This window comes from Nocardia sp. X0981, from assembly GCF_977089955.1.
In genome coordinates this window covers 2,185,441-2,211,187 of the sequence record NZ_OZ372435.1, presented here as the reverse complement: position 1 = coordinate 2,211,187, position 25,747 = coordinate 2,185,441, and the positions used below count along the sequence as shown (strand labels likewise).

Genomic DNA, 25,747 nt, shown 5'->3' with positions numbered 1-25,747 from the left:
TGCCGCGCCGACCGGGCCCAGCGCTCCCGGACCGTACGAAACCACTTCGTGGCCGCGATGGGTTGCCCGGGCCCCGCGGCATGCTGCGCGGGGCATGTTCGGCACTGCGGTGACAAGGAGGTCACCGACGCGGAATCGCCACCCGCAGTTCAGGATGGTGGCCGGCATGCCCACCCACTACACCGCCCCCGACGGCGAACCGCTGGCCATTCACCATGGCCTCGGTCCGGGTGTAGCGCCGCCCGGAAGACCCCGGGCTCGGTGGAACCGCTCAGAAACGTCCGCCGCGGCTGATCCGCCGGGAACCACCCGATCCGCCGAAGGACCCCGCCCGGTAGCCGCCGCCGCGGTAATGGATGCCGCCGCCCATTCCGCCGCGCAGCATACTGTCGATCAGGATGCCGCCCAGGATCGCGCCGGCCTGCGTCGAACCCGACACCGGCCCGTAGACCTCCCAGGTCTGTACGCCCTCCTGCGCTTCCCGGAGTGCGCGGCCCCCGAGATCGGCGGCGGCGCGGGCATGGTTCAGCGCGGCGGCCGGATCGGTGGTGCGCAGCCGCAGCGCCTCGTCGAGGTTGCGCTGGGCTTCCGAGAGCCGGGTACGGGGTGCGGCATCCACGGCACCGCGCCGGGTGCTGATGAAATCGGTGGCCGTACGGACCCGCCCGACGGCATCGTGGAGCGCCTGATCGAGGCGGCGCGCCAGATTCTCGGCGGCCAGTTTGCGCGCGCCGGCGGCGGCCAGCGCACGGTCCAGTTCGCCGTCGGCGGCGACCGCCTCGTGGAAAGCGCTCAGCGGGTCGGTCTCGGCCGCGGCGCCCGCGTTGTCCAGCGCGGTTCGCGCGGCGGTAACGGCCGCCGCGAGCTCGGGACCGCCGTGTTCGGCGAGTTCGGCAGCCGCGTCGAGGTCGCCGCGCAACTCGTCCAGCGCGGCGGGTAGCCCGGCACGCGCCTGCGCGATGTTCGCCGCCGCGTCGGCAACGGCGTCGAGCAGAGTGCGCGCCTGCCCGATCGCGCCTTCGGCCGCCCGGATACCGGCGACCGCGCCGCCCTGCTCACCCACGGGCCGGGTGAGTTCCCGGCGAGCGTTGCCGATGCATTCGTCGGCGAAGGCGATACGTTCCCGGGCCATGGTGACGTTGTCGCGGATCGGTTCGAGCGCACCGGCCGGATGCGCGGCCGACAACCGGGTCAGTTCGGCTTCCGCGGCCGGGACCCGGTTGGTGAGCTCGACGATATCGCGGGTCAGGGCATCCAGCCGGGACGCGGCATTGATGAGCAGATCGCGCATGGCGTCGAATTCGGTGACGCGGGCATCGAGTTTGCGGTCGGCGTGTCCGGCGGTGGTGATCAGATCGATGAGCAGCGCGCGCTGCTCGTCCGGTGTCTCCGGGATGGCGTCGTCGAGACGCTGCCGGATGGCGAAGGCTTTCGCGATGGCGTTTTTCGCGTTCTCCAGCGCGGTACGGAAAGGCAGTACCGCCGTCTCCCCGAACTCGCCCACCGCCAGGTCGAGTTCCTCGGCACTTGTCCGGACGGCGTTGTCGAGCTCGACGAGCACCTCCCGCGAACGGGTGTGCAACGCCTCCAGCGGCAGCGCGGCGAGTGCGGCGGGGTCGGTGGGATCGGTCGCGCGGGCCCGCGCGAGACCGGCCCGGTCGCGGACCTTCCGCCGGTACCGCTGATACAGCAGCAGACCCACCAGCGCGAGCACGATCAGCGCGCCGATCAGCAGCGCCGGACCGCCGCTCACCCGGCCACCGCTCATGGCCGAACCGATCCCCTCGGCCGCGCCCACGCCTGCGTCGGCCCACCGGCTGTCGCGTAACGCGGGCTCGACCCGGTCGACGAGTACCCGGTCGAGCGCGGATTCGCGCATACCGGGGGGCAGCGCGCCTTCGAAGGCGTAGGCACGATCCCGAGTAGCCACCGCCAGTAGTAGATCCCGGCCACCGAACCCGGATTGCCGCGCGGTCTGCACAGCCCAGCCCTGCGGGCTGTAACCGGCGAAATCATCCACATAGGCCACCCAGAGCCGCACCCGGTGCGCGGCGTAGAGGGCCTCGACGGCCGCGCCCACCCGCTCGGCATCACCATTGCCGAGCGCTCCTGCCGAATCGACGACATAGGTGTCCATCCGGGTGGGCGGCTCCGCCAACGCGACCGGTGCCCACAGCCCACCGGCGAGCACCAGGCCGAGCAGGATCAACACGACCCGGCGCAGCGGATGGTTCGACGTCGACGTCGGCATATCACGAATCTAGCGCGGGCGGCACCCGGAAGACGGAACTCGCAAACGCACCGCATTTCGCATATGGCCGGAAAGCCGGTGGAAATCGCGATACGCCCGGCCCGGTAGTGGATCTCGACCTCATCCGCCGACCCGCCCCGGGCCTGGCCGCCGTCGAGCCCGGACGGACGGGACGCGTCCTCGACCGCGAGCACACGCCGCGGCGAAGCGCGTCGAGGGTCGACGCCGGGGGTCGTCGGCCGGGCCGGTACGCCCCTTCGCCACCAGGTTGTAGGTCAGCGTGATCCGGAAACCGTCGGTGACCGGCGGCACCTCGTGCTCGCAGTCGCCGTGGAACGCGACGAAGAACAGCTCCTCGGGCGAACCCCGGTCGGTGACCCGCCGGTGAACGCCGATCAACGATGGTGATCGTGATTTCACGATCAAACCTTGGAAGCACGAAAAGGACCCGAGCTGTGGCTCGGGTCCTTTTCTGTGGTGTGGATCCCGGCGGGACGATGCCCGCCGGATCAGCTCACCAGGAGCTCTTGTGCACGCCCGGCAGCTCGCCGCGGTGCGCCATTTCACGCAGGCACACGCGGCACAGGCCGAACTTGCGGTACACCGCGTGCGGCCGGCCGCAACGCTGGCAGCGGGTGTAGGCGCGAACGGCGAACTTCGGCTTGCGGTTGGCCTTGTTGACCAGTGCTTTCTTGGCCATGTCTCAGTTCTCCTTGAACGGGAAGCCGAGGTGCTTCAGCAGGGCACGGCCTTCTTCGTTGTTGGTGGCGGTGGTGACAACGGTGATGTCCATACCGCGCGGACGGTCGATCTTGTCCACATCGATCTCGTGGAACATCGACTGCTCGCTCAGGCCGAACGTGTAGTTGCCGTTGCCGTCGAACTGCTTGGGCGACAGGCCGCGGAAGTCGCGGATACGGGGCAGGGCGATCGAGACCAGGCGGTCCAGGAACTCCCACATCCGGTCGCCGCGCAGGGTGACCTTGGCGCCGATCGGCATACCCTCACGCAGTTTGAACTGCGCGATGGATTTGGTGGCCTTGCGGATCTGCGGCTTCTGGCCGGTGATCAGGGCCAGGTCCTCGACCGCGCCGTTGATCAGCTTCGCGTCGCGGGCGGCGTCACCGACACCCATGTTCACCACGACCTTGACCACGCCGGGGATCTGCATGACGTTGGCGTAGTCGAACTCGTTGTTCAGCGCGTCCTTGATCTCTTCGCGGTAGCGCTGCTTGAGCCGGGGCTGCACTTTCTCGGTGGTGGTCATATCAGATGTCCTTCCCGTTCTTACGGGAGATCCGAACCCGCTTGCCGGTTTCTTCGTCGGTGCGGTAGCCGATCCGGGTCGGGTTACCGTCCGAGTCGACAACCATCACGTTGGACACGTGGATGGGCGCTTCCTGGGTCACGATGCCGCCCGAGGACGCGCCACGCTGGTTCGCGGAATTCGCGACATGCTTCTTGATCCGGTTCACGCCCTCGACCAGGACCCGGTTCTCCTGCGGGTAGGCCTGGATGACCTTGCCCTTGGCGCCCTTGTCCTTACCCGAGACGACGAGCACGGTATCGCCCTTGTGCACCTTCATGTCAGAGCACCTCCGGGGCCAGCGAAACGATCTTCATGAACTTCTTGTCGCGCAGCTCGCGGCCGACCGGGCCGAAGATGCGGGTACCGCGCGGGTCGTTGTCCGCCTTGATGAGCACGGCGGCGTTCTCGTCGAAACGGATGTAGGAACCATCCGGACGGCGCCGTTCCTTGGCGGTGCGCACCACGACGGCCTTGACCACGTCACCTCGTTTGACGTTGCCGCCGGGGATCGCGTCTTTCACAGTGGCGACGATGACATCGCCGATACCGGCATAGCGGCGCGACGAGCCACCGAGAACGCGGATGCAGAGAATCTCCTTGGCACCCGTGTTGTCGGCGACGCGCAGCCGCGACTCCTGCTGAATCACTTCAGCCTCCTCGACCTGGACGTAAAGCACGCCGGATTGCCGACCCGACGGGCATGGTCTGTCACCATTCGAAAGCGCGCCTACCAGCGGTTTCTTTGATCACATGGACCAACCACCGGGGGTTCGCGGCCGAATCGCGGGCACCGGGCCCGCAGGCAACCGCTCAAGGATAAACGAACCCGCAGCTCGGACCGAAATCGGGGGTTGTGTTCATTGGCGCGCCTCCGGCGCGTGGGCGCTGCGCCCCTTCGCTCCGCCGAACCTTCAGATGCCGGTCGGCCGCTCCACAACCTCGCGAGCCGGCTGTCGCTGCCCACGACCCCGGTGGCCGGATCGGCCCGTGTCTCCGGCGCGACGCCGGGATGGGGCGCCGGTAGCCTCATGGGGCCGGTTCGCCAAAGAGAGGTGCGAGGTCTTGCATCGGGGAGAGGTTTCGTTGAAATCATCGGATCGTCGTCGGTTGGTGCTCGATCGTCGTGGGTTCCTCGTCGCGCTGGGCCTGGCACCCGCGGCCGCGTGGCTGGCCTCCTGTTCCGAGGCGGCACCCATCGAGCTGACGTCTGTCGATATGAGCGGTTCCGATCCGGCGGTCCGGCCACAGGACGATCTGTACCGGCACGTCAACGGGAAATGGCTGCGCGAGTACCAGCTGCCGCCGGACAAGACCAGTTACGGCGCGTTCAGCGAAGCCTCCGAACGCACCCAACTGCAATTGCGGGAGATCATCGAGAGCATCACGGACCCGGAGGACGGGTCGGAGGCGCAGCAGATCCGCGATCTCTACGACGCCCGGATGGATCTCGACGAAATCGAGGCGCTCGGCCTCACTCCGCTGGATTCGATGTTCGCCGAGATCGACGATGCGCCGGACAAGCGCGAACTCGCCGCGGTGATGGGGCGCCTGCCGATCGGCGGGCTGATCGGTATCGGAGTGGGTATCGACCGGAAGAATTCCACGGCGCATATCGCCTCGATCGGCCAGGCCGGGATCGCGCTCGACGAGCAGTACTACCGGGATCCGCAGTTCGCCGAGGAGCTGAACGGCTACCGCACCTATCTGGAGCGTCTCGCCAAAGGCGCGGGTATGCCCGACCCGGCGGGTATCGCGCGCCGGCAACTGGAGCTGGAGACCCGTATCGCGGCGGCGCACTGGGACAATGTGCGCAACCGTGATACCGAAGCCACCTACAACCTGCTGAGCTGGGAAGAAACCACGAAACTGGCTCCGGAGTACGAATGGGATTCCTGGTTGTCGGGTATCACCGACCGGCCGAAGGAACTGTTCGCGAAGCTGGTGGTGAACCAGCCCTCCTTCATCACCGAGGCTGGAAAGATCTGGGCGCAGACCGATATCTCGGTCTGGCGTGAGTTCCTGAGATTGTCGGTGCTGCGGGCCTACGCGCGGTTCCTGCCCAAGGAATTGTCGGATGCGAACTTCGATTTCAACGGCCGGCTCATGTCGGGCTTGCAGCAGCGCCCCGAACAGTGGAAATCCGCGGTCGGCACGGTGGACAGCAATCTGGGTGAACAGCTGGGCAAGCTGTATGTGGAGAGGTATTTCCCGCCCGAGGCCAAGGAGCGGGTGCGGGCCATGGTCGATGATTTGATGGCCGCCTACCGGGAGAACTTCACCAATTCGAGCTGGATGTCCCCGCAGACCCGGCAGGCCTCGCTCGCCAAGCTCGACAAAATGGGTCTCAAACTCGGCTACCCCGACAAGTGGGTGGACTATTCCGGATTGAAGGTGACCCGCGGCAAGCTGATCGAATCTCTGCGTGCCATCAATGATTTCGAGGTGAAACGCTCCTTCGATCGCCTGGGCGAACCGGTGGACAAATCCGAGTGGAACGCTTCCCCGCAGACGGTGAACGCCTTCTACTCCCCCACCACCAACGAGATCGTTTTCCCCGCCGCCTTCCTGCAGCCCCCGTTCTTCGACAAGAAGGCCCGGATCGCGGTCAACTACGGCGCTGTGGGCGCGGTGATCGGGCACGAGATCGGGCACGGGTTCGACGATCAGGGCTCGAAATTCGACGGGGACGGCAATCAGCGGGATTGGTGGACCCCGGCCGACCGGGCCGCCTTCGACGCCAAATCGAAGCAACTCATCGACCAGTACAACGCGCTGGTGCCCACGGGGCTGAACCCGGACCAGCATGTGAACGGGGAACTGACCGTCGGCGAGAACCTGGCCGATCTGCGTGGTCTGCAGATCGCGCTGGCGGCGTACCGGCTGGCCGAGGAGCGGGCCGGAGTGACGAATCCGGACTACCGCACCATGTTCCTGTCCTATGCCCGGATCTGGCGTTCCAAGATGACCCCCGAGGTCGTCGAGCGGCTGCTCCAGGGGGATACGCACGCCCCCGACGAGTTCCGGGTGAACCAGGTGGTGCGCAATCTCGCGGAGTTCTACCGGACCTTCGGCGTGGTCGAATCCGATGCGCTGTTCCTGCCCGCGGACCAGCGCGTCGAGTTGTGACCCCGCGGCCCCCGGAGGCGCTCGCAGGACTTTCCACCCGTCCGGTCGCGGCCGGAGGAGCCTCGGTACTCGCCGTCGGTACCCACCAAAGTTAGCCAAGGCTGTCCTATGCTTGGCAGGCCCCCCGGATTGCCGGGTAGTGGCCCGCTGAGGAGGAATGTCGACGATGAAGACGGTGCGCACCCCCCACCGGTGGACACGAGCTGTGTTCATCGCGCTCGCCGGAATACTGACGCTGGGACTCGCCGGTTGCGGCGGATCCGATGCGGGCACTTCCGGTACGGGCGTGACCATTACCCACGCCTTCGGGGAAACCGTGGTCGAGGGGACACCGACCAAGATCGTGGCACTGGGCAACCAGTGGCTCGACACCGTGCAGGCCTTCGGGATCCTGCCCGCCGGGTATATCGACAACGTCGCGACCCTGGCCCGCAAAACCCCGGCCTGGGAACCGGAATCGCTGCGGCAGGCCAAGGCCCTGGACACCGGTGGAGATATCACCGAGCAGGTGGCAGCGCTGGAGCCGGACCTCATCCTGGCCGATCCCTTCATCGCCGACCGGGCCCGCTACGACCAGCTGTCCAAGATCGCGCCCACCCTACCCGCGCTTTCGGACAAGGCCGGCGCGCCCTGGTCCGAGCTGGTGACGACCCTCGGCACCGTACTCGGCCGGGAGGCCGACGCCGACAAGATCGTCGCGGATGTATGGGCGCAGGTGGATGCGATCGGCACCGCCAACCCCGGCCTGCGGGACAAAACCTTCCTGAGCACCTGGCTGGCCGGACCGACCCAGCTCATGGTGCTGAACGACCCCGAGGACGGGTCCGCCCAGCTGTTCTCCCGGCTCGGTATGACCATTCCGCAGCACATCCGTGAGCTGCCGGGGTCCGGCGGCCGGGTGGCGCTCTCCCCCGAACGCGTCGGCGAACTGTCCGCGGACCTGCTGATCGCCGGCTACTCGGTGGGCCAGGACACGGCCTACCGGCAGTTGCCCGGATACGGTGATCTGCCCGCGGTCCGCAAGGACGCGGTGGTCTTCCTCGACAACGCCGATGTCGGTGCCATCAACCAGCCGACCGTGCTGTCGCTGCCCTACATCCTCGAGAAGATCCGACCCGCTCTGGTCAACGCGGCTCGTTAGCCGCGCGGAAACCCGGAGCCGTAACCGATACGGAGAGAACGGTTTTGTCCACCGTAACCCGGTACGGGCGACTCCGGTACGCGCTGCGTACCGGAGTCACCTGTCTCACCCTGCCGCACGGTGCCGTGCTGCTGAATCCGCCCCACAACAAGAAGCTGACCGGACTGTCCCCGGCGAGCCGGGACGCTTTGAAAGACCTCAATCGCGGACAGGATCCGGCGCCGGAACCCGGCAGCGAGGTCGCCGTACTGCTCGAACAACTGGCGGCCGAGGGTTGGCTCGCCGTGACCGTCCTCGACGGCGACCACGAGCTGTACACCCTGGCGCCCTTCACCACACCACCGGCCCGTCCCGAGGGCACCCCCCCGGCGCCCGGCGCCCTCTCCAAGTTCACCATCATGCGCCGGGACGCGGACGGTTTCGTCCTCGAACATCCGCTGTCCTGGTGTGATCTGCGGATCGCCGACCCCCGGATCCTCGCGGTACTGGGCGGGCAGGAACCCGCCGCGGCGGGGCTGAGCGTGGAGATCGCCGACCGGCTCGTCCAGGATCTGCACTGGGGCGGGTTCACGGCCGAACCGGCCGCGGAGGAACACCGGTTCACCACGCGGAGCTGGAGCGCGCCGGATCTGTGGTTCCACCGGCGCAGCACCCTGGGCCCGCGCACGCTGACCTGGGAGCATTTCGGTCCCACGAAGTGGGCGGCGAACGAGTTCCCGCAACCGGCCGCCCGCCGAACCCCCTACCCGGGAACGCCGGTGGTACTACCGGCCCCCGATCTCGACGCCCTCCGCGCGGCCGATCCGAGCCTGACCGCGGTACTCGAGGACCGCTTCTCCTGCCGGGAGTACGACGACTCCGCGCCGATCACCCGGGAACAACTGGCCGAACTGCTGTACCGCACCGCGCGGACCCGCGAGGTGAAACCCGTCGGTCCCGGCGAGGAACTGCTCTCGCGTCCCTACCCTTCGGGCGGCGGGGTCTATGAGATCGAGGTCTATCCGATCGTGCGCACCGTCGCGGGTCTGGAGGCCGGTATGTACCACTACGATTCGTTCGAGCATACGCTGCACCGCATCGCCGAACCGGACGCGCCCGAGGTGCGCCGATTGGTGGCGTCCACCTCCGCCACGCTGGTGGGCGGCGCGGAACCCCAGGTCGTGCTGCTGCTGGCCGCCCGGGCGGGACGGGTGATGTGGACCTACGAACAGGTCGCCTACGCGAGCATCCTCAAACATGTGGGGGTGCTGATGCAGACGGTGTACCTGGCCGGTACGGCCATGGGGCTCGGTGTCTGCGCACAGGGCTTCAGCGATACCGCCGCCTTCGTGGCCGCGACCGGTGTCGACGAACTGGAGGAGTGCGGGGTCGGCAGCATCATCGTCGGCTCGCCCGCCCGCCGCTGACCGGAAGTCCGCCGGCATACCGCGGCCCGGCCCGTACTCCGGGCCGGGCCGCGGTCGTCCGGCGGACCCCCATCGTCCACCGGACGACCGCGGTATCTCAGTCCCGCGCGGACCAGGCCGCCTGCAGGTTCTTCAAGGCGTCGGCGTCCAGGCCGGAGGCCGCCATCGGGGCCAGATGCTGCTGTTCGGTATCCGCGGGCGCGCCGTCGGCCTCCTCCGGCGCGGGTGGATTCGCGATCAGCTCGTCCACCGCCGCGGCCAGGTCGGCAATGGTGAAATATTCGAACAACAGCTGCGGTGCGAGCGGGAGCCCGGCTTCGCCGGCGCGGGCGGCGAGCTGGATCGCGATCACACTGTCACCACCGAGGGCGAAGAAACCGTCCTCCCGGCCCACCTCGTCCAATTCGAGCAGTTCGGCGAGCAGGGTCGCGATGGTCCGCTCGGTATCGGTGCGCAGGGTCGCGCCGTCACCACCGGCAGGCGCCGGGGCCACCGCCTCGTGCCGCACCACCACCCTGGTGGTATCCCATTGCGGCGGTAGCAGATTCAGCTCACCGACCGGGCGATCCGGATCCTCGGCGAAGCACCGCACCACCCCGGCGAGCACATCGGCGAAGATCGCCCCGGTGGCGGGTTCGTAGAGATCGGTGTTCACCACGACCCGGGTGGTGAGATCACCGTTGGTCTCCACCGTGTAGTCGAAATGGATATCCATGAACGACACTTCGTAGTGCTTCGCGATACTGGTCACGGTGGTGGTGCCGTCGGCGGTGAAACCGGCCGGTGCCGGGCGGTGCCGGAAATGCATCACCACCTGGAACAGTGGGTTGCGCGCCAGGGTACGCGGCGGATTGATCGTCTCCACCAGCCGTTCGAAGGGCACGCCCTGCCGGGTGATCGCGTCCAGCGCCGCGTCCCGCACCCGGGCCAGGACATCGCGCGGAGTCGGATCGCCGGACAGATCGTTGCGCAATACGACCATGTTCGCGAACAGGCCGATCATCTCGTCGGTCGGCTCGTCGAGCCGGTTGGCCACCGCGGCGCCGATCGGCAGATCGTTCCCGGCCCCGAGAACGTGCAGCGTCACCGCGCTCATCGCCTGCCCCAGCATGAAATCGGTGGCTCCCGCGGCCTCCGCGTGCGCCCGGGCCGCCTGCCAGGTGGCGGCCGGTATCACCCGGGTCGCGCTGACGCCGCTGCGGCCGAGGACAGCCGGGCGGGGACGGTCGTGCGCGACCGCGATCTCGTCCGGTAACCCGTCCAGCGCCGTGCACCAGTAGTCGAGCAGTTCCTGACCATAGGCGCTCACCGACCCCTGGCCGGGAGCACGATCGAAGATCTCCCGCTGCCAGATGGCGAAATCGGCGAACTGCAGGGGCAGTTCCGGCCAGCCGGGGGCATTTCCGTCCACTCGTGCGCGGTAGGCCCGGGTGAGATCGTCGACGAAGATCTCACAGGACTGACGATCGGCGATGATGTGGTGCATCAGGATCGACAGCACATGGGTCCGGTCGTCGAGTACGAGCAACCGCACGCGCAGCTGTATCTCGGTCCGCAGGTCGAAAACGTAGGCGGCGTCGCGGGCCAGCTCCTGTTCGAGCGCTTCGGCGGGATCCTGCCCACCCTCGCGCAGATCGATCACCGGCATCGGCACCGGCGCGGGCGCGGCGATGTGCTGATAGGGGGTGCCCTCGTGTTCGGGGAAGGTGGTGCGCAGCGAATCGTGCCGCGCGGCCACATCGGCGATCGCCAGGCGCAATGCCTCGATATCGAGTGGGCCGTCGAAACGCACCGGATAGGTGACGTTTTCGCCGTCGATCGCGCCTTCCATCCGCCGCTGCAGCCAGTACATGCGCTGCGAGTAGTTCAGCGGAATGTGCTCGGGGTGTTCCCGGCGGACCAGGGCGGGACGTGTCACGGTCCGGGTGGTGGCCGGTTCGGCCTCGTATTCGTCGAATTCGGCCATATCGTCGATATCGATACCGAACTCGTTCAGGAATTCCGCGACGATATGGGCGGCCAGGCCGGCGACCGTCGGAGTATCGAACGGCACCCGCATATCGATTTCCAGGCCGAACTCCGCCCGGATCAGCGAGATGAGCCGGGCCGCGAGCAGCGAATGCCCGCCCAGCTCGAAGAACGAATCATCGGCGCCGATCCGCTGCCGGTCGAACAAACGGCCGTAGAGTTCGGCGATCCGCCGCTCGGTGGGTGTCCGCGGCTCCCGGAACTCCCGGGCCAGGGTGAGCTCCGGTACGGGCAGCGCCCGCCGGTCGAGTTTGCCGTGGGTGGTGAGCGGGATACCGTCGATCACCGTGAAGGCCGCAGGCACCATGTACTCGGGCAGCCGTGCCGCGATCCGCTGCCGCACCGAATCCAGATCGAGTTCGGCGCCGGGCACCGGGACCGGGTAGGCGGCCAGGATCTGCCCGAGGGCCGGATGGTCGGTGACCACGACCACCGAATGCGCCACATCCGGATGGTCGTTGATCGCGGCCTCGACCTCGCCCAGCTCGATCCGATGGCCACGAACCTTCACCTGCTCATCCGTGCGGCCGATGAATTCGATCACGCCGTCGGGGCCGCGCCGGCCCAGATCGCCCGTGCGGTAGAGGCGTTGCCCCGGCTGGAACGGGTCGGCCACGAAACGTTCGGCGGTGAGCCCGGGCCGGTTCAGATAGCCGCGGGCCAGCTGGTCACCACCCAGATAGATCTCGCCGACGACACCGTTGGGCACGAGTTGCAGCGCGTCGTCGAGCAGGTACAGCAAGACATTGCGGTTCGGGATGCCGATCGGCACGATACCGGTGCCCTGCGGACCCTCCACCGGCATATGTGTCGAGCTCACCACGGCTTCGGTCGGGCCGTAATGGTTGCGCAGCTGCGCGTCGAACCGGGCGGTGAACCGATCGGCCACCTCACCCGGTAGCGCTTCGCCGCCCACCGGCAGATGCCGCAGGGTGGTCCAGTTGTTGATCTCGGGCAGCATCAGGAACGTCGCCAGCATGGAGGGCACCATGTGCAGCACCGAGACACCGTGCCGGGTGACCAGATCGGCGACGTAGGGGATATCCCGGTAGGCGTTGGGTTTCGGGATCACCACCCGCGCGCCGGCGTACAGCGTCACGAAGATATCCAGCAGGGAGGCGTCGAAACTGACGGAGGTGGACTGCAGCACCCGGTCGTCGGGGGTGAGTTCCCATTCCGCGCTGAAACTGGCCACATGGTCGGCGATCGCCGCATGCGGAACCGGTACGCCCTTCGGCCGTCCGGTGGAACCGGAGGTGTAGATGACGTAGGCGATATTGGCCGGATGCAGCGGCGCCACCCGCTCGGCATCGGTGGGATTCGTCCGCGGCAGGGTTTCCGCGGCGGCAACGGCCGCGGCGTAGGCGCTCTCGGTGAGCAACAGCCGGGGCCGGGCATCGTCGATCAGATACTCGATCCGTTCGGCCGGATAGCCGGGATCGATGGGCAGATACGCCGCTCCCGCCTTGAGGATCGCCCAGGTCGCGATGATGAACTCCACCGAGGTGGCCAGCCCCAGCGCGACGGTGTCCTCCGGGCCGACACCGTTGCCGATCAACCAGTGCGCCAGCCGGTTCGCGCGGGTGTTGAGTTCGGCATAGCTCAGTTCGATCTCATCGGAGACCACCGCGACATGGCCGGGCGTCGTATCGACCCGGGCCTCCAGCTGCGCCACCAGTGTGGTCGGCGCGTTCTCGGCCTGCACCCCGTGCGACAGGTCGAGGACAGCGGCGCGATCGGCACCGAGGATATCGATTTCGGACAACCGGCGCTCGGGCCGCGCCAGCACACTGTCGAGCAGCTGGATGTAGTGGTCGAGCAGCTGATCGACGGTCCGCTGCTCCAGCTGATCGATCAGATAGGTCGCCTCGACGCGGGTCCCGTTCGCCCCGGCAACCACCATCATCCCGAGCTCTTCCTGCGCCACCGCGCTGGCGAGCGGCAGTTCCGCGGACCGCACCCCGGGCAGCTCGAAACCGTCCACCGCGCCACGCATACCGAAGCTGAGTTGTACCAGCTGGGACAGGCCGTCGCGGCCGGCCACCCGATCGGGGCTCACCGCGCGCACGACCTGATCGATACCCGCACCCTGATGCGCGAACGCCGCGGTGCAGGTCGAGACCGCGGATTCGAGCAGCGTCTCGAAGGTCGCCTCCCGTTCGGAGGTGGCGCGGATCAGCACAGCGTTGCCGAAATAGCCGAGTAGCGCGGCCGCGCCCCGGCCGGACCGGTTGGTCACCGGCACCGAGACCAGGAAATCGGTACTGGCCGTATAACGCCGGATCAGGGCTTGGAAACCGGCCAGCAGCACCATGAACGGGGTCGCCGAGTAGCGGCGGCCGACCTCGGCGACGCGGGTCATCAACTCGTCGGGCAGCGCGCGCACCCGGGTTTCCGCCGCCCGGCCGCGGCCCGCCGCGGCCGGGCGGCCGGGCAGTTCGAGCCGTCCGGGCAGCGGGGTCAGTACATCGCGCCAATAATCCAGATCGGCCGCTTCGGCCTCGGTATCGCGCGACCGGGCGGCGTCGACATCGACGTACTGGACCTTCAACTCCGGTAGTTCCGCGCCCCGGTACGCGGCGTTGACCTCGGCGAAGAACACCGGCCAGGAATCGTCGTCCCAGCCGATGTGGTGCACGGTCAGGATCAGCACATGATCGGTGGCGCCGGTACGGACCAGGCTCACACGCAGCGGCGAATCCTGGGTGAGATCGAAGGGCCGGGCGAACTCGCGGCGGGCGAGCACCTCGACCCGTCGCTGCCGCCCGCTCTCCGGTAGTTCGGTGAGATCGTGTTCCTGCCAGGACAGTTCGCGGTCCGCCGCGCTGACCTGGTACGCCTCTCCCGATTCGTCGACGTGGTAGGTGGTGCGCAGGATCTCGTGCCGGGCGACCACGGCCGCGCAGGCCGCGCGCAACCGGGCGGCATCCAGATCACCGCTGAGGTGGTAGGCGATACAGATGTTGAGGGTGGTGTCCTCGGGATCGAGGCGCTGGATGAACCACATCCGGCGCTGCGCCTCCGACAGCGGGCTGGGATCCTCGCCGCGCCGGGTCGGTGCCACCGGCTCGGAAGCGGTGATCGCCTGCTCCTCGAGCCGCCGCTGTAGTAGTCGTTTGCGCCGCTCGAGAATATCGTCTGCCATGGCTTTCCTTCGGAATCGCTGCGTGAGTTGAACAAGTGGTCAGGCGCCGACCGAATCCGCGGCCGGCAGGTCCACCGGGCTCAGCGCGCGGACGAGAACCGCCATCGCTTCCTGCCAGATCCGGATGAACCGATCGATATCGGATTCGGCGAAAATGCTTTCGCTCCAGCGCAGTAGAGTCACCAACTGGGGACCCTCCGGGGTCGGGGCGATCCCGGCGAGCACATCGAGAGCGCAGCGCAGGCCGAATTCGGGTTCGGGCGCCAGCGGGAGATGCTCGACCAGTCCGCCCTCGGTCACCGGGGTCCAGGCGGTAGCGGACCCGGTGAGATCCACCCGCCCCAGGTAGTCGAACAGGATCTGCGGTTCCGGATCGGCCGCGAGGACCGGATCGGCCGCCAGGTACTTCAGTACCCCGTAGTCCAGGCCGTTGTGGGGGATCGCGGCCATATCGGCGGCCACCGCGTCCAGCAGTGCCCGCACCCGTGCCGGATCCCGCCGAGCCACCGCGAGGTCCACCGGTTCGGCCGCGGCACCGAATCGGGCCGCGAACATACTGGTGAACCAGCCGACGGTATGGGAGGTGTCGATATCGGGACCCAGCACCGCGTCCTCGCGGCCGTGTGCCTCCATCGCCACGTAGGCGCCCCCGGAGGTGTCCTGCCCCCGTTCGGCCCGCCAGGTCGTCAGGGTGACGACCAGGGTCGCGAGCAGGAATTCCCGGACCCCGACGACGGCCGCCGGACTTTCCAGCAGCGCGGTGGTCGTCGCGGGCGGGGTGCTCACCCGGCGGGCGCGATACGAACCCCAGCTGTCGGCGGCCGGGTCGGGCCGCCGGGTACCGAGCACCGGATCGGGCAGGGCGGCCTGCCGATGCCAATAATCGCGTTGCGCCCGGACTTCCGGTAGCTCGGCACGGGCGCGCAATGCCGCCGCGTACTCGCGGTAACCGGTGTGCTCACTCGGGGGGCGCAGCACGGGCACCCCGTCCGAGGCCGCCGGATCGGCGCTCAGCTCGGCCCAGCTCGCGGCGAGGTCGGCGCTGATCACATACCAGGAAACGGGATCCACGGCGAGGTGGTGCACCGTGAGCAGGAGTAGATCGGTCGAATCCGGCCGGGTGATCCTGGTCGCGCGTATCAGTTCGCCGGCCGACGGATCCAGCAGTTCGGCATCGTCCCGGGCCCGGGCGGCCACGGTGGCGGGCAGATCCGTACCGCCCGCGACGGTGCTCAGCACCTCGGCCGCGGATACCGCCCCCGGTGCGCGCGTGCACAATTCGTACCCGGTGCCGGTGCCGGTGAACCGGGCGCGCAACATATCGTGCCCGTCGAGCAGTGCCTGGAGCACGGCGCGTAATTGCGGTTCGGTGATACCGGCGGGCAAGCCGAGCAGCGTGCTCAACGAGAACCGGCGATACCGGCCGTACTCGTACATCCAGGACAGAATCGGCACTTCGCCGACGACGCCGTACCCGGTGGGCGTCTGCCGCTGCCCGGCCGCGGCGGCCGCGTCCACCCGCTCGGCCAGTTCGGCGATGGTGCCCACGCTCAGGATCATGCGCGGTGTCGTACTGATACCGGCCCGGCGCAGCCCGTTCACCAGGGAGAGGGCGACGATACTGTCCAGGCCGAGTTCGATGAGATCGTCGTGGACACCCGGGCGCGGGCCCCCGGTCAGTTCGGCGATCACGGCGCAGATGGCCTGTTCGGTCTCGGTGCGGGCAGCCGAATCGCCGCCGCCACGCAGCGCTTCGGCGGCGAGCGCCTCGAGGCGGCGGGTATCGAGTTTGCCGTTGCCGGTCATCGGCAGGCTCTCCACCGCGAGTACGCGCTGCGGAACCATATAGGAGGGCAGGCTGCCGGCGAGCCGGCCGCGGAAATCGGTGGTGGGGACCTCGGTTCCGGTGCCGGTGACGAAACCGATGAGCACCGTCCCGCTGGGCCGGCGGTACGGCAGTACCGCCGCCGACCGCACTCCGGGCAGCGCCGCCAGCGCGGTCTCGATCTCCCCGATCTCGATCCGGTAGCCGCGAATCTTCACCTGACCGTCCGCGCGCCCCAGATAGGCGAGCTCACCGGACGGTAGTCGCCGTACCAGGTCGCCGGTGCGGTACATCCGGGCGCCGGGCCGGTGGGGGTCGGCGACGAACCGTTCCGCGGTACCGGCGGGACGGCCGATATAGCCCCGGGCCAGCTGCGCACCGGACAGATACAGTTCGCCGAGCACTCCGTCGGGCACCACGCGGAGCCGGGAGTCGAGCACATAGGCCGCGGTACCCGCGGTGGCGGTACCGATCACCGGCTCGGTGTCCGCGCCGGTGACCGCGGCGACCACGGCCTCGACGGTGGTTTCGGTGGGGCCGTAGCAGTTGTGCACCGCCGTATCCGGCAGTCCGGCGAGCTGCCGCCACAGCGGAACTCCGATCGCCTCACCGCCCAGGGCGAGCACCGCCAGCGGCGTGTTCCCGTCCTCGTCGACCAGCCCGGCCGCCGCCAGCTGCGCGAACATCGACGGGGTGGTGTCGATCATGTCCAGCGCGTACCGCCCGATCCCGTCGACCAGTTGCCGGGCGTCGCGCATCTCGTGCGGTCCGAACAGGTGGACGGCGTGCCCGTCGAGCAGGCCGATCAGCGGCTGCCACGAGGCGTCGAAGCTCAGCGACCACGCGTGCGCGATCCGCAGCGGCCGGCCCAGCCGAGCCACCGCCGGACGGTAGACGCGGTCGCGGTGGTCGGCGAAATAGGCGGCCAGCGCCGCATGGGTACCGACCACGCCTTTGGGTTCGCCAGTGGAGCCGGAGGTGAAGATCAGGTACGCGCGCTGCTGCGGATGCACCGGTACCGGCAGCGGAGAGTCGTCCGGCTCGGTGCCGAGGGCCTCCGCGATATCGAGAGCCGGTGGGTGATCGGTGAGCTCGTCGAGCACGCTCGTCCCGGCAGCGGTCAGCATCAGGCTCGGCCGGGCCCGGCGCAGGATCGTCTCGATACGGCCGGCCGGAAGCTCGGGATCGATCGGCACGTAGGCGGCTCCGGCGGCGAGCACTCCCAAGATGGCGACGACGGATTCCGCCGACCGCGCAAGCGCCAGCGCCACCACGTCTTCCGCGCCGAGCCCGCGCCGGAGCAATGCCGCCGCGACCCGGTGGGCGGCGGTGGCCAGTTCCCGGTAGGTGAACGCGCGGTCCGCGGTGGTCAGTGCGAGCGCGTCCGGGGTCGCCGCCACCTGCCGGGCGAACAGTTCGGCCACGCCGGTGCCGCGCACATCGGCGGCCGGGAGGGCCGGTGGCCGCGGTTGTTCGGTGGGCAGCAACACGTCCAGCGCATCCGGCCCGGCGGTACCGAGCTCGGGCAGTTGGCGCAGCACCCGAGCCAGCCGCTCGGGCAGGTCCGGTGCCACGAGGCGGCCGAGCAGAGCGGGTACGGCCTCGACGCCCAGCGAGAGTTCACCGTCGAGCAGGTAGGAGACCACCGCCAGGGGGTAGTGGGTCAGTCCCTGGGATTCGATCACGGTGTACTCGGTGCCGTCGGCCAGGGTGACCGGCCGCAGCACATCGCCGACCGGTACGTTCTCGAAAACGAAGAGGGTGTCGAACAACCCGCCGCGCCCGGCGGCCCGCTGGATCGCCGACAGGCTCAGATAACCGGCGTCGCGCATGGCGACCGCTTCCCGTTGGATCCGGCGGCACGCCTCGACCACACCGGCCGCCTCACCCGGAGGTTGCAGCCGCACCCGCACGGGGATGGTGTTGATGAACAGGCCGATCATGGTCTCCACCCCGGACAGTTCGTCCGGTCGGCCGGAGACGGTGGTCCCGAACACCACGTCCTGCCGGTCGGTGAGCCGGCCGAGCACCACCGACCAGGCGTATTGCACCGCTGTATTCAAGGTGAGCCCGTTGGCGCCCGCCCACGCCCGCAACCGATCGGTATCGGCCCGCGACATCTTCAGCACATGGACGTCGGGCACGATCGTGTTGATCGCCGAATCCGCACGCTCACCGAGGATCAGCGGTTCGACGCCGGCCAGGTACCCGGTCCATTTGCGGAGATCGGCCGCGGTGTCACGGGCGGCGAGCCAGCCGATGTAGTCGCGATAGGGGCGCGGAGCGGGCAGCCCGTCGGCCGATCCGCCGGCCTGGTAGATCGCGTACATCTCGCGGAAGAACACGCCCAGCGACCAGCCGTCCATCAGCAGGTGATGGGCGGTGAGAAGCATCCGGTGTGTGCCGTCGGGGAGGCTTACGAACATCACGCGCAGGGCGGGGCCCCGGGCCAGGTCGAATCCGGTGCGTGCCTCCGATTCGGCCAGGGCGGCGTATTCCGGCAGGCTCGCGGTGCGCTCGGACCAGGGCAGTACCACCGAACTGGGCACGATCTGTACGGGTTTGGGCAGATCACGGTCCCAGAACGCGGCCCGGAGGTTGGGGTGTCGGCGCAGAATGACCTCGATACTGCGCCGCAGCAGTGCACTGTCGACCGGACCGGTGATGTGCAGCGCGAACTGCATCGTGTACAGATCGCCCTCCCCGGCCAGCCGGGCCAGTGAGAAAAGGCCCTCTTGCAGGGGGCTCAGCGCGAGCACATCTTCGATTTCGGGCACCGCGTCCTGCTCGGCCACAGAAGTTTTCGTCTTCTCCGTCATGAAGGCGACTCCTCAGCCGTTCTCCCGGGAACCTGATCTCGCTCAGGCTCACTTACGCTAGCGACTTAGGTTAGCCTATGCAAAACATCGGTGCCAGAGGTTCTCTCACCCGATCGCTTCCGGGCACCCGACTCCCCCTATCACCCCTTTATAAATTACGGTAGCCTTACCTAACTCATCGGCGCGACAGCGGGGACGAGTCACCGGCGCGCCGCACCGATGAGCCGTATTCGCTGCCCCGCCGCCGATTCCGAGCGAGCAGATGATGTCGAGGAGCACCATGCCACCCGCACCCCGTTGGATCAGGCAGTTCCACAAACCGGGTTCCCCCGGCAGCCCCCCACTGCTGATATTTCCGCACGCGGGCGCCGGCGCATCGGCCTACCGCGCGTTCTCCAAGGCCTTCAGCGAGCACTACGAGGTCCTCGTCTTCCAATACCCCGGCCGCCAGGACCGCGTCCACGAACCCGCGCCGGCCACCCTGCCCGAGATCGCCGCGGGCGCCTTCGCCGAATTCCGTGATTCGCCCTACTACGGCGGTGTGCCGATCACCACGTTCGGCCACAGCATGGGCGCCATGGTCTCGTTCGAATTCCTCCGGCTCGCCGAGGCCGCCGGCACGCCGATCCACCGCGCGTACGTCTCGGCCGCGGTCGCCCCGCATCTCGCGGACACCAAACCACCCACACCCAAAGAGGACGACGCCCTCCTCGATCATCTCGTCCGGCTCGAGGGCACCACCGGAGATGTGATGACCAACCGCGACCTCATGCGTATGACGCTGCCCGTCGTCAAACAGGATCATCTCGCCTCCGAGAAATACTCCTGCGGCGACGATATCCGCGTTTCCACACCTATCCATGTACTGGGCGGCGACAACGATCCCATCGTCACACTGGCCGAACTCAACGGCTGGCGTAAGCACAGCGACGAAGTGGACATCACCGTATTCGAGGGCGGCCATTTCTACCTGAACCACTATGTCGACGAAATAGCCGAATTACTCGCGCCCCGCGCGTGATCCGTCCGCACACCACAACGAGGACCAGTGATGACATCGACGGCCGCGCCGGACCGCGAGCACATAGTAATTTCCGGAATGGCCGTGGAGGCCCCCGGTGGAATAGACACCCTCAGTTCCTACTGGTCGGCGCTCACCCAGGCGCGGGAATTGATCAGCCCGTTTCCGCGCGACCGCGGCTGGCCGATCGAGGAACTGCTCTCGCTCGGTGAACGCGAAGGCTGGGGAAATGTCAGCGACGCGGGCGGTTTCCTCGACCGCGCAGCGGAATTCGATCCCTCCTTCTTCGGAATATCCCAGCGCGAAGCCCTGGGTTCCGATCCGCAACAGCGGGTCGGATTGCGCGTCGCCTGGCGAGCTCTGGAGAACGCCGGAATGAACCCTGGTGCGCTCGACGGCGAAGACGCCGGCTGCTACATAGGCGCGTCACCGATGGAGTACGGCCCGCGGATCGCCGAGCTCAGTGAGCACAACGGTTTCCGGACCGTGGGCTCCGGGCAGCTGGGCGTGGCCGGGCGCATATCGCATGCCCTGGGCCTCACCGGCCCCTCGATGTGCATCGATTCGGCCTGCGCGTCCTCGCTGTCCGCCCTGCACCTGGCGGTTTCCGCGGTCCGCAACGGTGAATGCGAATGGGCGATCGCCGGGGCGGTGTGCGTTATGAGCTCACCCATGGCGTTCTACGAATTCGCCAAGAACGGCGCGCTGGCCCCGGACGGACACTGCCGTGCGTATTCCGACGAAGCCGCCGGAACCCTGTGGGGCGAAGGCGCCGTCGCGGTGCTGGTGGAACCGGAATCCCGGGCACGCCGGCTGGGACATCGCGTCTACGGCCGCGTGCTGGCCAGCTACACCAATCACAACGGCAAAGGCCGCCCCATTCTGGTGCCGCGGGCGCACGCCCAGGAGAAGCTGGTCCGGCGCACCATCGAACTCTCCGGTGTGGACCCCGCCGATATCGGCATGATCGAGGGCCACGGCACCGCGACCCGCGCCGGTGACGTGGCCGAACTCACCGCCCTGCAGAACACCTACGGCGCCGCGGGCGGCGATCCGGTGCTGGGCTCGGTGAAATCCAATGCCGGGCACGCGCAGGCCGCGGCCGGGATGCTCGGACTCGGCAAACTGCTGCTCGCAGGGCTGCACGGGGAGATCCCGCCGACCCTGTACGCGGACAAGCCCACCACCAAGGTCGACTGGACCCGGTCGAGTCTGCGCCTGGCCGCCACCGCGCAGCCCTGGCAGCCGAAGGACGGCATCCGCTACGGCGCGGTGTCCTCGTTCGGCGCGGGAGGCGCCAACGCCCACGCCATCATCGCCGTCCCCGCGCACGAGGAGAACGACCATTTCTGAGTACCAGCTCCCCGACGGAACCGTTCCGGTTCTGCTGTCGGCGCAGACACCCGCCCTGCTGATCGATGAGGCACGCGATCTGCTCGCCTATCTCGAAGACCGGCCGGGCGTCCCGGTGGGCCGCATCGCGGAGATGATCTTCCGCACCCGGGTGGCCCGGCGGCATCGCGCACTGGCCATGGTCGACGGAACCGCCGAGTTGATCGATACGCTGCGTGCCGTCGTGGCCGGCCGCGAGCATCCCCGCCTCGTGCGGTCCACGGCAGCCCCGGGCGGCCGCGGAATCGCCTTCGTCTTCCCCGGCCAGGGTGGCCAGCGTCCCGGTATGGGCCGGTTGTTCCACGACCGGGTTCCGGCCTACCGGGACGAGGTCGCCCGCTGTGACGCGGTTTTCCGCGAACTGTTCGGCACCTCCCCCCTGGACTATCTGCTGGACGAGAACGCTCCCGCCGACGACAGCGCCCATATCGTGCAACCGGCGCTCTTCGTGCAGATGGCCGGTATCGCCGCGATGTGGCGTGCGGTGGGGGTGGAGCCGGCGGCCGTGCTCGGCCACAGCCAGGGCGAGCTGGCGGCGGCGTATGTGGCGGGCCTGCTGCCCCTGTCCGATGCCGCGCTGATCGTGGGCACCCGCGCCCGGGCGGTGGACACCATCTCCTCCGACGACTACGCGATGGCGGTGATCGCCGCCGACCGGGATACCTGCGAAGATCTACTCGCCCGCCGTTCGGGCTGGGCACAGGTGTCGGTGATCAATTCCCCCACCATGGTCGCGCTGTCGGGGGAACGCGAGACCGTCGCGGAGGTGGTGGACGACTGCACCGAGCAGGGCATATTCGCCAAGGTTATCCGGGTGCGTTATCCGGCGCATACCAGCGCGGTCGCCGAGTTCCGCGACGAGATCCGGGATGCGGTACAGAGCCGGGTACGGAACCAGTACTTCGCCCCCGGCGATATCGCCTGCTTCGGCGCCACCCTGGGCGCGGAGATCACCACCGACCTCCCCGTTGCCGACTACTGGTTCTGGAACCTGCGCAACCCGGTGCGCTTCGACAAGGCCGTCGCGGCGGCGGCCGCCCACGAGATCGGCACCTTCGTCGAGATCGCCGAACATCCGGCACTGCAGCTGGCGATCCGGGAGAACCTCACCGGAACCGATGCCCGGGTGGTGGGGACCTCCCACCGCACCGCCGCCGACCTGGCCGAGTTCACCCGTAACCTGGCCGCTGTCGCGGTCGACGAACCGGACTACCGCTGGGAGAGCCTGCGGACCGATACGAACACACCACCCGCGTTGCCGCTCCCGGATTTCCCGCACGCCCGGATGAACGAGGTGCGGTTGTGGCTGCCGTACACCTTCGGTGCCCCTGTGTACACCGGGGCTCCGGTACCGGCCCCGGCTCCGATCACATCCCGGACCGAACCCGAAACCGCCGCCGCCCAGCTGATCGAGGAACACTGGGTCCGGCTGTCCCGCCGCACCATGAGCAAACCCCGGCGGCTGGGAGTCATCGACCATACGGGCACGCGGGCCGAACTCGCCGCCCGGCTCTGCGCCGAGGCCGCGGATCACGGGGCCACCGCCCGGATCATCGATCCGGCGGCCGAGCCGGAACCCGCCGATATCGATACCTTCGTCGTACTACTGCCCGAGTATCCGGAGACGACCGCGGCGGACGCGGCGGAGGCGACCGCCGATTTCTTCGGCATCCGGGCGTGGTGGCCCGGGACGAACCCCGCGCTCACCGGCTGCTGGCTGGTGACCACCGGCGGTGAGGCGGTTCGCGACGACGATCCCGCACCGCATCCGGTGGCCGCCGCCGTCAGCGCCGGGTTCCGCTGCGCGGGAATGGAGTTCCCCGGGGCCACCTTCGCGCATCTGGACGTCGCACCCGGTACGTCCGCGACATCGATCCTGACCGCCCTGCACACCGCCGGGGAAACCGAACTCGCGCTGCGCGAGGGCGGGCTCTACGCGAAACGGCTGCGCGCCGCCGAGCCCGGCCCGGCGGCCGGTGATCCGGCGCATATCGTCATCACCGGTGGCACCGGAAGCCTGGGCCTGCAGATCTGCGAGCATTTCGCCCGGTCCGGCACCGCGCACATCACCCTGGTGAGCCGCTCCGGGGAAAGCCCCGAGATCACCGAGGCGCTGCGGCCGATCCGGCAGGTGGGCGCCACGCGGATCCGGGTGCTCGCCTGCGATATCGGCGACCCCACCGCCGTTTCGCGGCTGGCCGCGGAACTGCGCGGGCAGCCCGTGGACCTCCTCCTGCACGCGGCCGCCGACTACGCCGGACTGTCCGAGCTGGAATTGGCCGCGATCACCCCCGAGCAGGTGCGGCAGGTCCTGCACGGTAAAGCTCTCGGGGTCGAGCTCCTGCTGGAGGCGCTGCCGCTCGCCGGCAATTGCCGCACCGTGCTCTTCTCGTCCCTGGCCGCCACCCTCGGAGGCCGCGGCAAGATCATCTACGCGGCGGCGAACCGGATGCTCGACGCCTTCGCCCGGCGGGCTCGCACCGCGGGGCACGACTGTGTGTCGGTCCAGTGGGGACAGTGGGCGGTCTATCAGGGGCAGCACGCTACCGATACCGCGCAACTGGCCGCTGTGGGCTATCTGCCCATGGCCTCCTCCGATGCCATCACGCTCGGCCTGAGCGGGTTGCGTGGCAATGCGATAGTCGCCGCTTTCGACTGGGAACGCGGCCGTTCCGTACTCGACGCCTACGGTTACGGCCAGGTGCTACGCGACCTGCGGGCTCCCGCACCCGCCGCGGAAACCTCGCCGGCGACGCCGGCGGCGGATATCGGGGGCCGGGTGGTCGGAGTCCTCGCCGAGGTACTGGGCGCCGACGACAGCGACGCCCTCGACATCACCCGCCCGCTGGTAGCGCTGGGCCTGGATTCCCTGCAGGCCCTCGAACTGCGGCGGCGGATCGAAAGCGAGTTCGGCTACGATCTGCCGGTCTCCGATCTGCTCGGTGGCGCCACCGTGGACACCATCACCGCTGTCCTGTCCGAACACCGGCGGGCCACGCCGGCACAACCGGGTCCGGCGGCGCCCGCGCAGCGCGCCACGAAGGCCGCGGCGCCTCCTTCGGCGGACCGCACCCCGCGGCCCACCGAACCCGCCGAGATCGCCGCCCTCGCCCGGCGCACCGCCGAACAGGCCGTACCCGCCGATCTGGATCCCCGACGACTGCGCACCGCGCGCCGCGATCTGGATATCGCCGGTATGCACGCCATGCTGAACACCCTGGCACCGGCGCTGAGCGACGGTGGGTTCCACACCGCGGACGATATCGCCGCGCGGGTGGATTTCGCCGAACGGCATCATTGGCTGCTGCGCCGCTGGCTCGACGAGCTCACCGGCGAGGGCTGCCTGGAATTCGATCCCGCGCACGGCTACCGGTCCGCGGCGGCGCCGCCCGAACCCGGCAGTGACGATCTGTACCGGATCTGCGCCGAACTCGGGTACTCCCGCGAATTCGCTGATTTCCTCCGGAGCTCCGCCGAACATCTGCCGGATCTGGCGCGCGACCGGGTCCGGGTGCAGGAGCTGCTGTTCCCCGGCGGCGATATGCTCACCGCCGAGGGTGCCTACCGGGAGAACATCATCAGCCACTACCTCAATCTCGCCGCCCGCGAGGTGGTCGCCGGAGTCACCGCGCGGCTCGCCGGTGACCGGGCGCCGGTGCGCATCCTGGAGTTGGGCGCGGGAATCGGCGGTACGACCGACGAGGTGATCGCCGGGTTGACCGGGCTAGCGGTGGATTACCACTTCACCGATCTGTCCACCTTCTTCCTCAATGCCGCCCGGGACCGTTTCGCCGCGCATTCCTGGATGCGCTACGGGATCGTGGACATGAACGCCGATCTGCGCGGCGCCACGGAGCGCTACGACATCGTGATCGGGGCCAATGTGCTGCACAACGCGCTGCATATCGGAGAGATGCTGCGCGATCTGCGGAATCTGCTGAACCCCGGGGGCGCGGTGGTCTTCGTCGAAGCGTGCAAAGCGAACTATCCGCTGCTGACCTCGATGAAATTCCTGATGTCGGCCGCACCCGGCGGAACCCACCCCGGGAAGGAGGATATCCGGCAGGGGGCACGGATCTTCCTCACCGAGGACGAATGGTGCGAACAACTCCGGACGGCCGGGTTCACCCCCATGGTGGTACTCCCCGAGCGCGAACACCCCATGTTCCTGCTCGATCAGCGGGTGTTCGCCGCGATCCGGGACTGACCGGCCTCTCCTCCCCGCGGCCGAGAAAGCCCTTACCGGACGGCCGCGGGGTGCGCCGCCGCTCGCCGAGCCGCTCC

At 68.6% G+C, this 25,747-nt stretch carries 14 protein-coding genes; 6 read left to right on the top strand and 8 right to left on the bottom strand.

All coding sequences use genetic code 11. The annotated features are described in order from the left end of the window. Positions 1–271: 271 nt before the first annotated feature. The 6 genes from ACYR7D_RS09840 to rplN all read right to left on the bottom strand — a co-directional run bounded on the left by ACYR7D_RS09840 (position 272) and on the right by rplN (position 4,207). Positions 272–2,251 (bottom strand): TPM domain-containing protein, encoded by a 1,980-nt coding sequence (locus ACYR7D_RS09840; RefSeq protein ID WP_459549296.1) that lies wholly within the window; start codon positions 2,249–2,251, stop codon positions 272–274. A 120-nt stretch (positions 2,252–2,371) separates the two neighbouring features. After that, a complete protein-coding gene (locus ACYR7D_RS09835; RefSeq protein WP_459549295.1) occupies positions 2,372–2,671 on the bottom strand; it encodes a hypothetical protein in 300 nt (99 codons plus the stop codon). A gap of 94 nt (positions 2,672–2,765) precedes the next feature. Continuing rightward, positions 2,766–2,951 carry a type Z 30S ribosomal protein S14 gene (locus ACYR7D_RS09830; RefSeq protein WP_014349101.1) on the bottom strand — a complete coding sequence of 62 codons (186 nt, stop codon included), beginning with the start codon at positions 2,949–2,951 and terminating at the stop codon, positions 2,766–2,768. Positions 2,952–2,954: 3 nt separating this feature from the next. Next, on the bottom strand, positions 2,955–3,518 hold the full coding sequence (rplE, locus tag ACYR7D_RS09825) for a 50S ribosomal protein L5 (protein ID WP_459549294.1): 564 nt from the start codon (positions 3,516–3,518) through the stop codon (positions 2,955–2,957). 1 nt (position 3,519) lies between these two features. Then, the gene (gene rplX, locus ACYR7D_RS09820) at positions 3,520–3,837 is read right to left on the bottom strand and encodes a 50S ribosomal protein L24 (RefSeq protein WP_459549293.1); all 318 of its coding nucleotides are present in this window, start codon (positions 3,835–3,837) and stop codon (positions 3,520–3,522) included. 1 nt (position 3,838) lies between these two features. After that, positions 3,839–4,207 carry a 50S ribosomal protein L14 gene (rplN, locus tag ACYR7D_RS09815; RefSeq protein ID WP_459550104.1) on the bottom strand — a complete coding sequence of 123 codons (369 nt, stop codon included), beginning with the start codon at positions 4,205–4,207 and terminating at the stop codon, positions 3,839–3,841. Positions 4,208–4,643: 436 nt separating this feature from the next. On the opposite strand from rplN, the gene ACYR7D_RS09810 reads away from it, so the two are divergent. The 3 genes from ACYR7D_RS09810 (at position 4,644) to ACYR7D_RS09800 (ending at position 9,233) form a co-directional block, all read left to right on the top strand. Continuing rightward, positions 4,644–6,686, top strand: coding sequence for a M13 family metallopeptidase (locus ACYR7D_RS09810; RefSeq protein WP_459549292.1), 2,043 nt, complete (start codon positions 4,644–4,646; stop codon positions 6,684–6,686). A 157-nt stretch (positions 6,687–6,843) separates the two neighbouring features. Continuing rightward, entirely contained in the window at positions 6,844–7,827 is a 984-nt protein-coding gene (locus tag ACYR7D_RS09805; RefSeq protein WP_459549291.1) for an ABC transporter substrate-binding protein, read from the top strand. A 44-nt stretch (positions 7,828–7,871) separates the two neighbouring features. Then, positions 7,872–9,233 (top strand): SagB family peptide dehydrogenase, encoded by a 1,362-nt coding sequence (locus ACYR7D_RS09800; RefSeq protein ID WP_459549290.1) that lies wholly within the window; start codon positions 7,872–7,874, stop codon positions 9,231–9,233. A 97-nt stretch (positions 9,234–9,330) separates the two neighbouring features. Here the strand turns inward: ACYR7D_RS09800 and ACYR7D_RS09795 are convergent, their stop codons facing one another. Next, positions 9,331–14,406 carry an amino acid adenylation domain-containing protein gene (locus tag ACYR7D_RS09795; RefSeq protein ID WP_459549289.1) on the bottom strand — a complete coding sequence of 1,692 codons (5,076 nt, stop codon included), beginning with the start codon at positions 14,404–14,406 and terminating at the stop codon, positions 9,331–9,333. A 39-nt stretch (positions 14,407–14,445) separates the two neighbouring features. Continuing rightward, on the bottom strand, positions 14,446–19,026 hold the full coding sequence (locus ACYR7D_RS09790) for an amino acid adenylation domain-containing protein (RefSeq protein WP_459550103.1): 4,581 nt from the start codon (positions 19,024–19,026) through the stop codon (positions 14,446–14,448). Between the two features lie 304 nt (positions 19,027–19,330). Here ACYR7D_RS09790 and ACYR7D_RS09785 point away from each other — a divergent pair, with 304 nt between their 5' ends. The 3 genes from ACYR7D_RS09785 to nbtC are packed head-to-tail and all read left to right on the top strand — an operon-like array spanning position 19,331 to position 25,670. Further along, a complete protein-coding gene (locus ACYR7D_RS09785) occupies positions 19,331–20,071 on the top strand; it encodes a thioesterase II family protein (protein WP_459549288.1) in 741 nt (246 codons plus the stop codon). 30 nt (positions 20,072–20,101) lie between these two features. Continuing rightward, positions 20,102–21,424, top strand: a complete 1,323-nt coding sequence (locus ACYR7D_RS09780; protein WP_459549287.1) for a beta-ketoacyl [acyl carrier protein] synthase domain-containing protein — start codon at positions 20,102–20,104, stop codon at positions 21,422–21,424. A gap of 55 nt (positions 21,425–21,479) precedes the next feature. Then, entirely contained in the window at positions 21,480–25,670 is a 4,191-nt protein-coding gene (gene nbtC / locus ACYR7D_RS09775; RefSeq protein ID WP_459550102.1) for a nocobactin polyketide synthase NbtC, read from the top strand. Positions 25,671–25,747 lie beyond the last annotated feature (77 nt).

Bases quoted from the DNA above. Each gene is read 5' to 3' on its own strand.
- ACYR7D_RS09785 (WP_459549288.1), top strand. From the start codon at position 19,331: ATGCCACCCGCACCCCGTTGGATCAGGCAGTTCCACAAACCGGGTTCC.
- rplX (WP_459549293.1), bottom strand. From the start codon at position 3,837: ATGAAGGTGCACAAGGGCGATACCGTGCTCGTCGTCTCGGGTAAGGAC.
- ACYR7D_RS09830 (WP_014349101.1), bottom strand. From the start codon at position 2,951: ATGGCCAAGAAAGCACTGGTCAACAAGGCCAACCGCAAGCCGAAGTTC.
- ACYR7D_RS09780 (WP_459549287.1), top strand. From the start codon at position 20,102: ATGACATCGACGGCCGCGCCGGACCGCGAGCACATAGTAATTTCCGGA.
- ACYR7D_RS09795 (WP_459549289.1), bottom strand. From the start codon at position 14,406: ATGGCAGACGATATTCTCGAGCGGCGCAAACGACTACTACAGCGGCGG.
- ACYR7D_RS09805 (WP_459549291.1), top strand. From the start codon at position 6,844: ATGTCGACGATGAAGACGGTGCGCACCCCCCACCGGTGGACACGAGCT.
- rplE (WP_459549294.1), bottom strand. From the start codon at position 3,518: ATGACCACCACCGAGAAAGTGCAGCCCCGGCTCAAGCAGCGCTACCGC.
- ACYR7D_RS09840 (WP_459549296.1), bottom strand. From the start codon at position 2,251: ATGCCGACGTCGACGTCGAACCATCCGCTGCGCCGGGTCGTGTTGATC.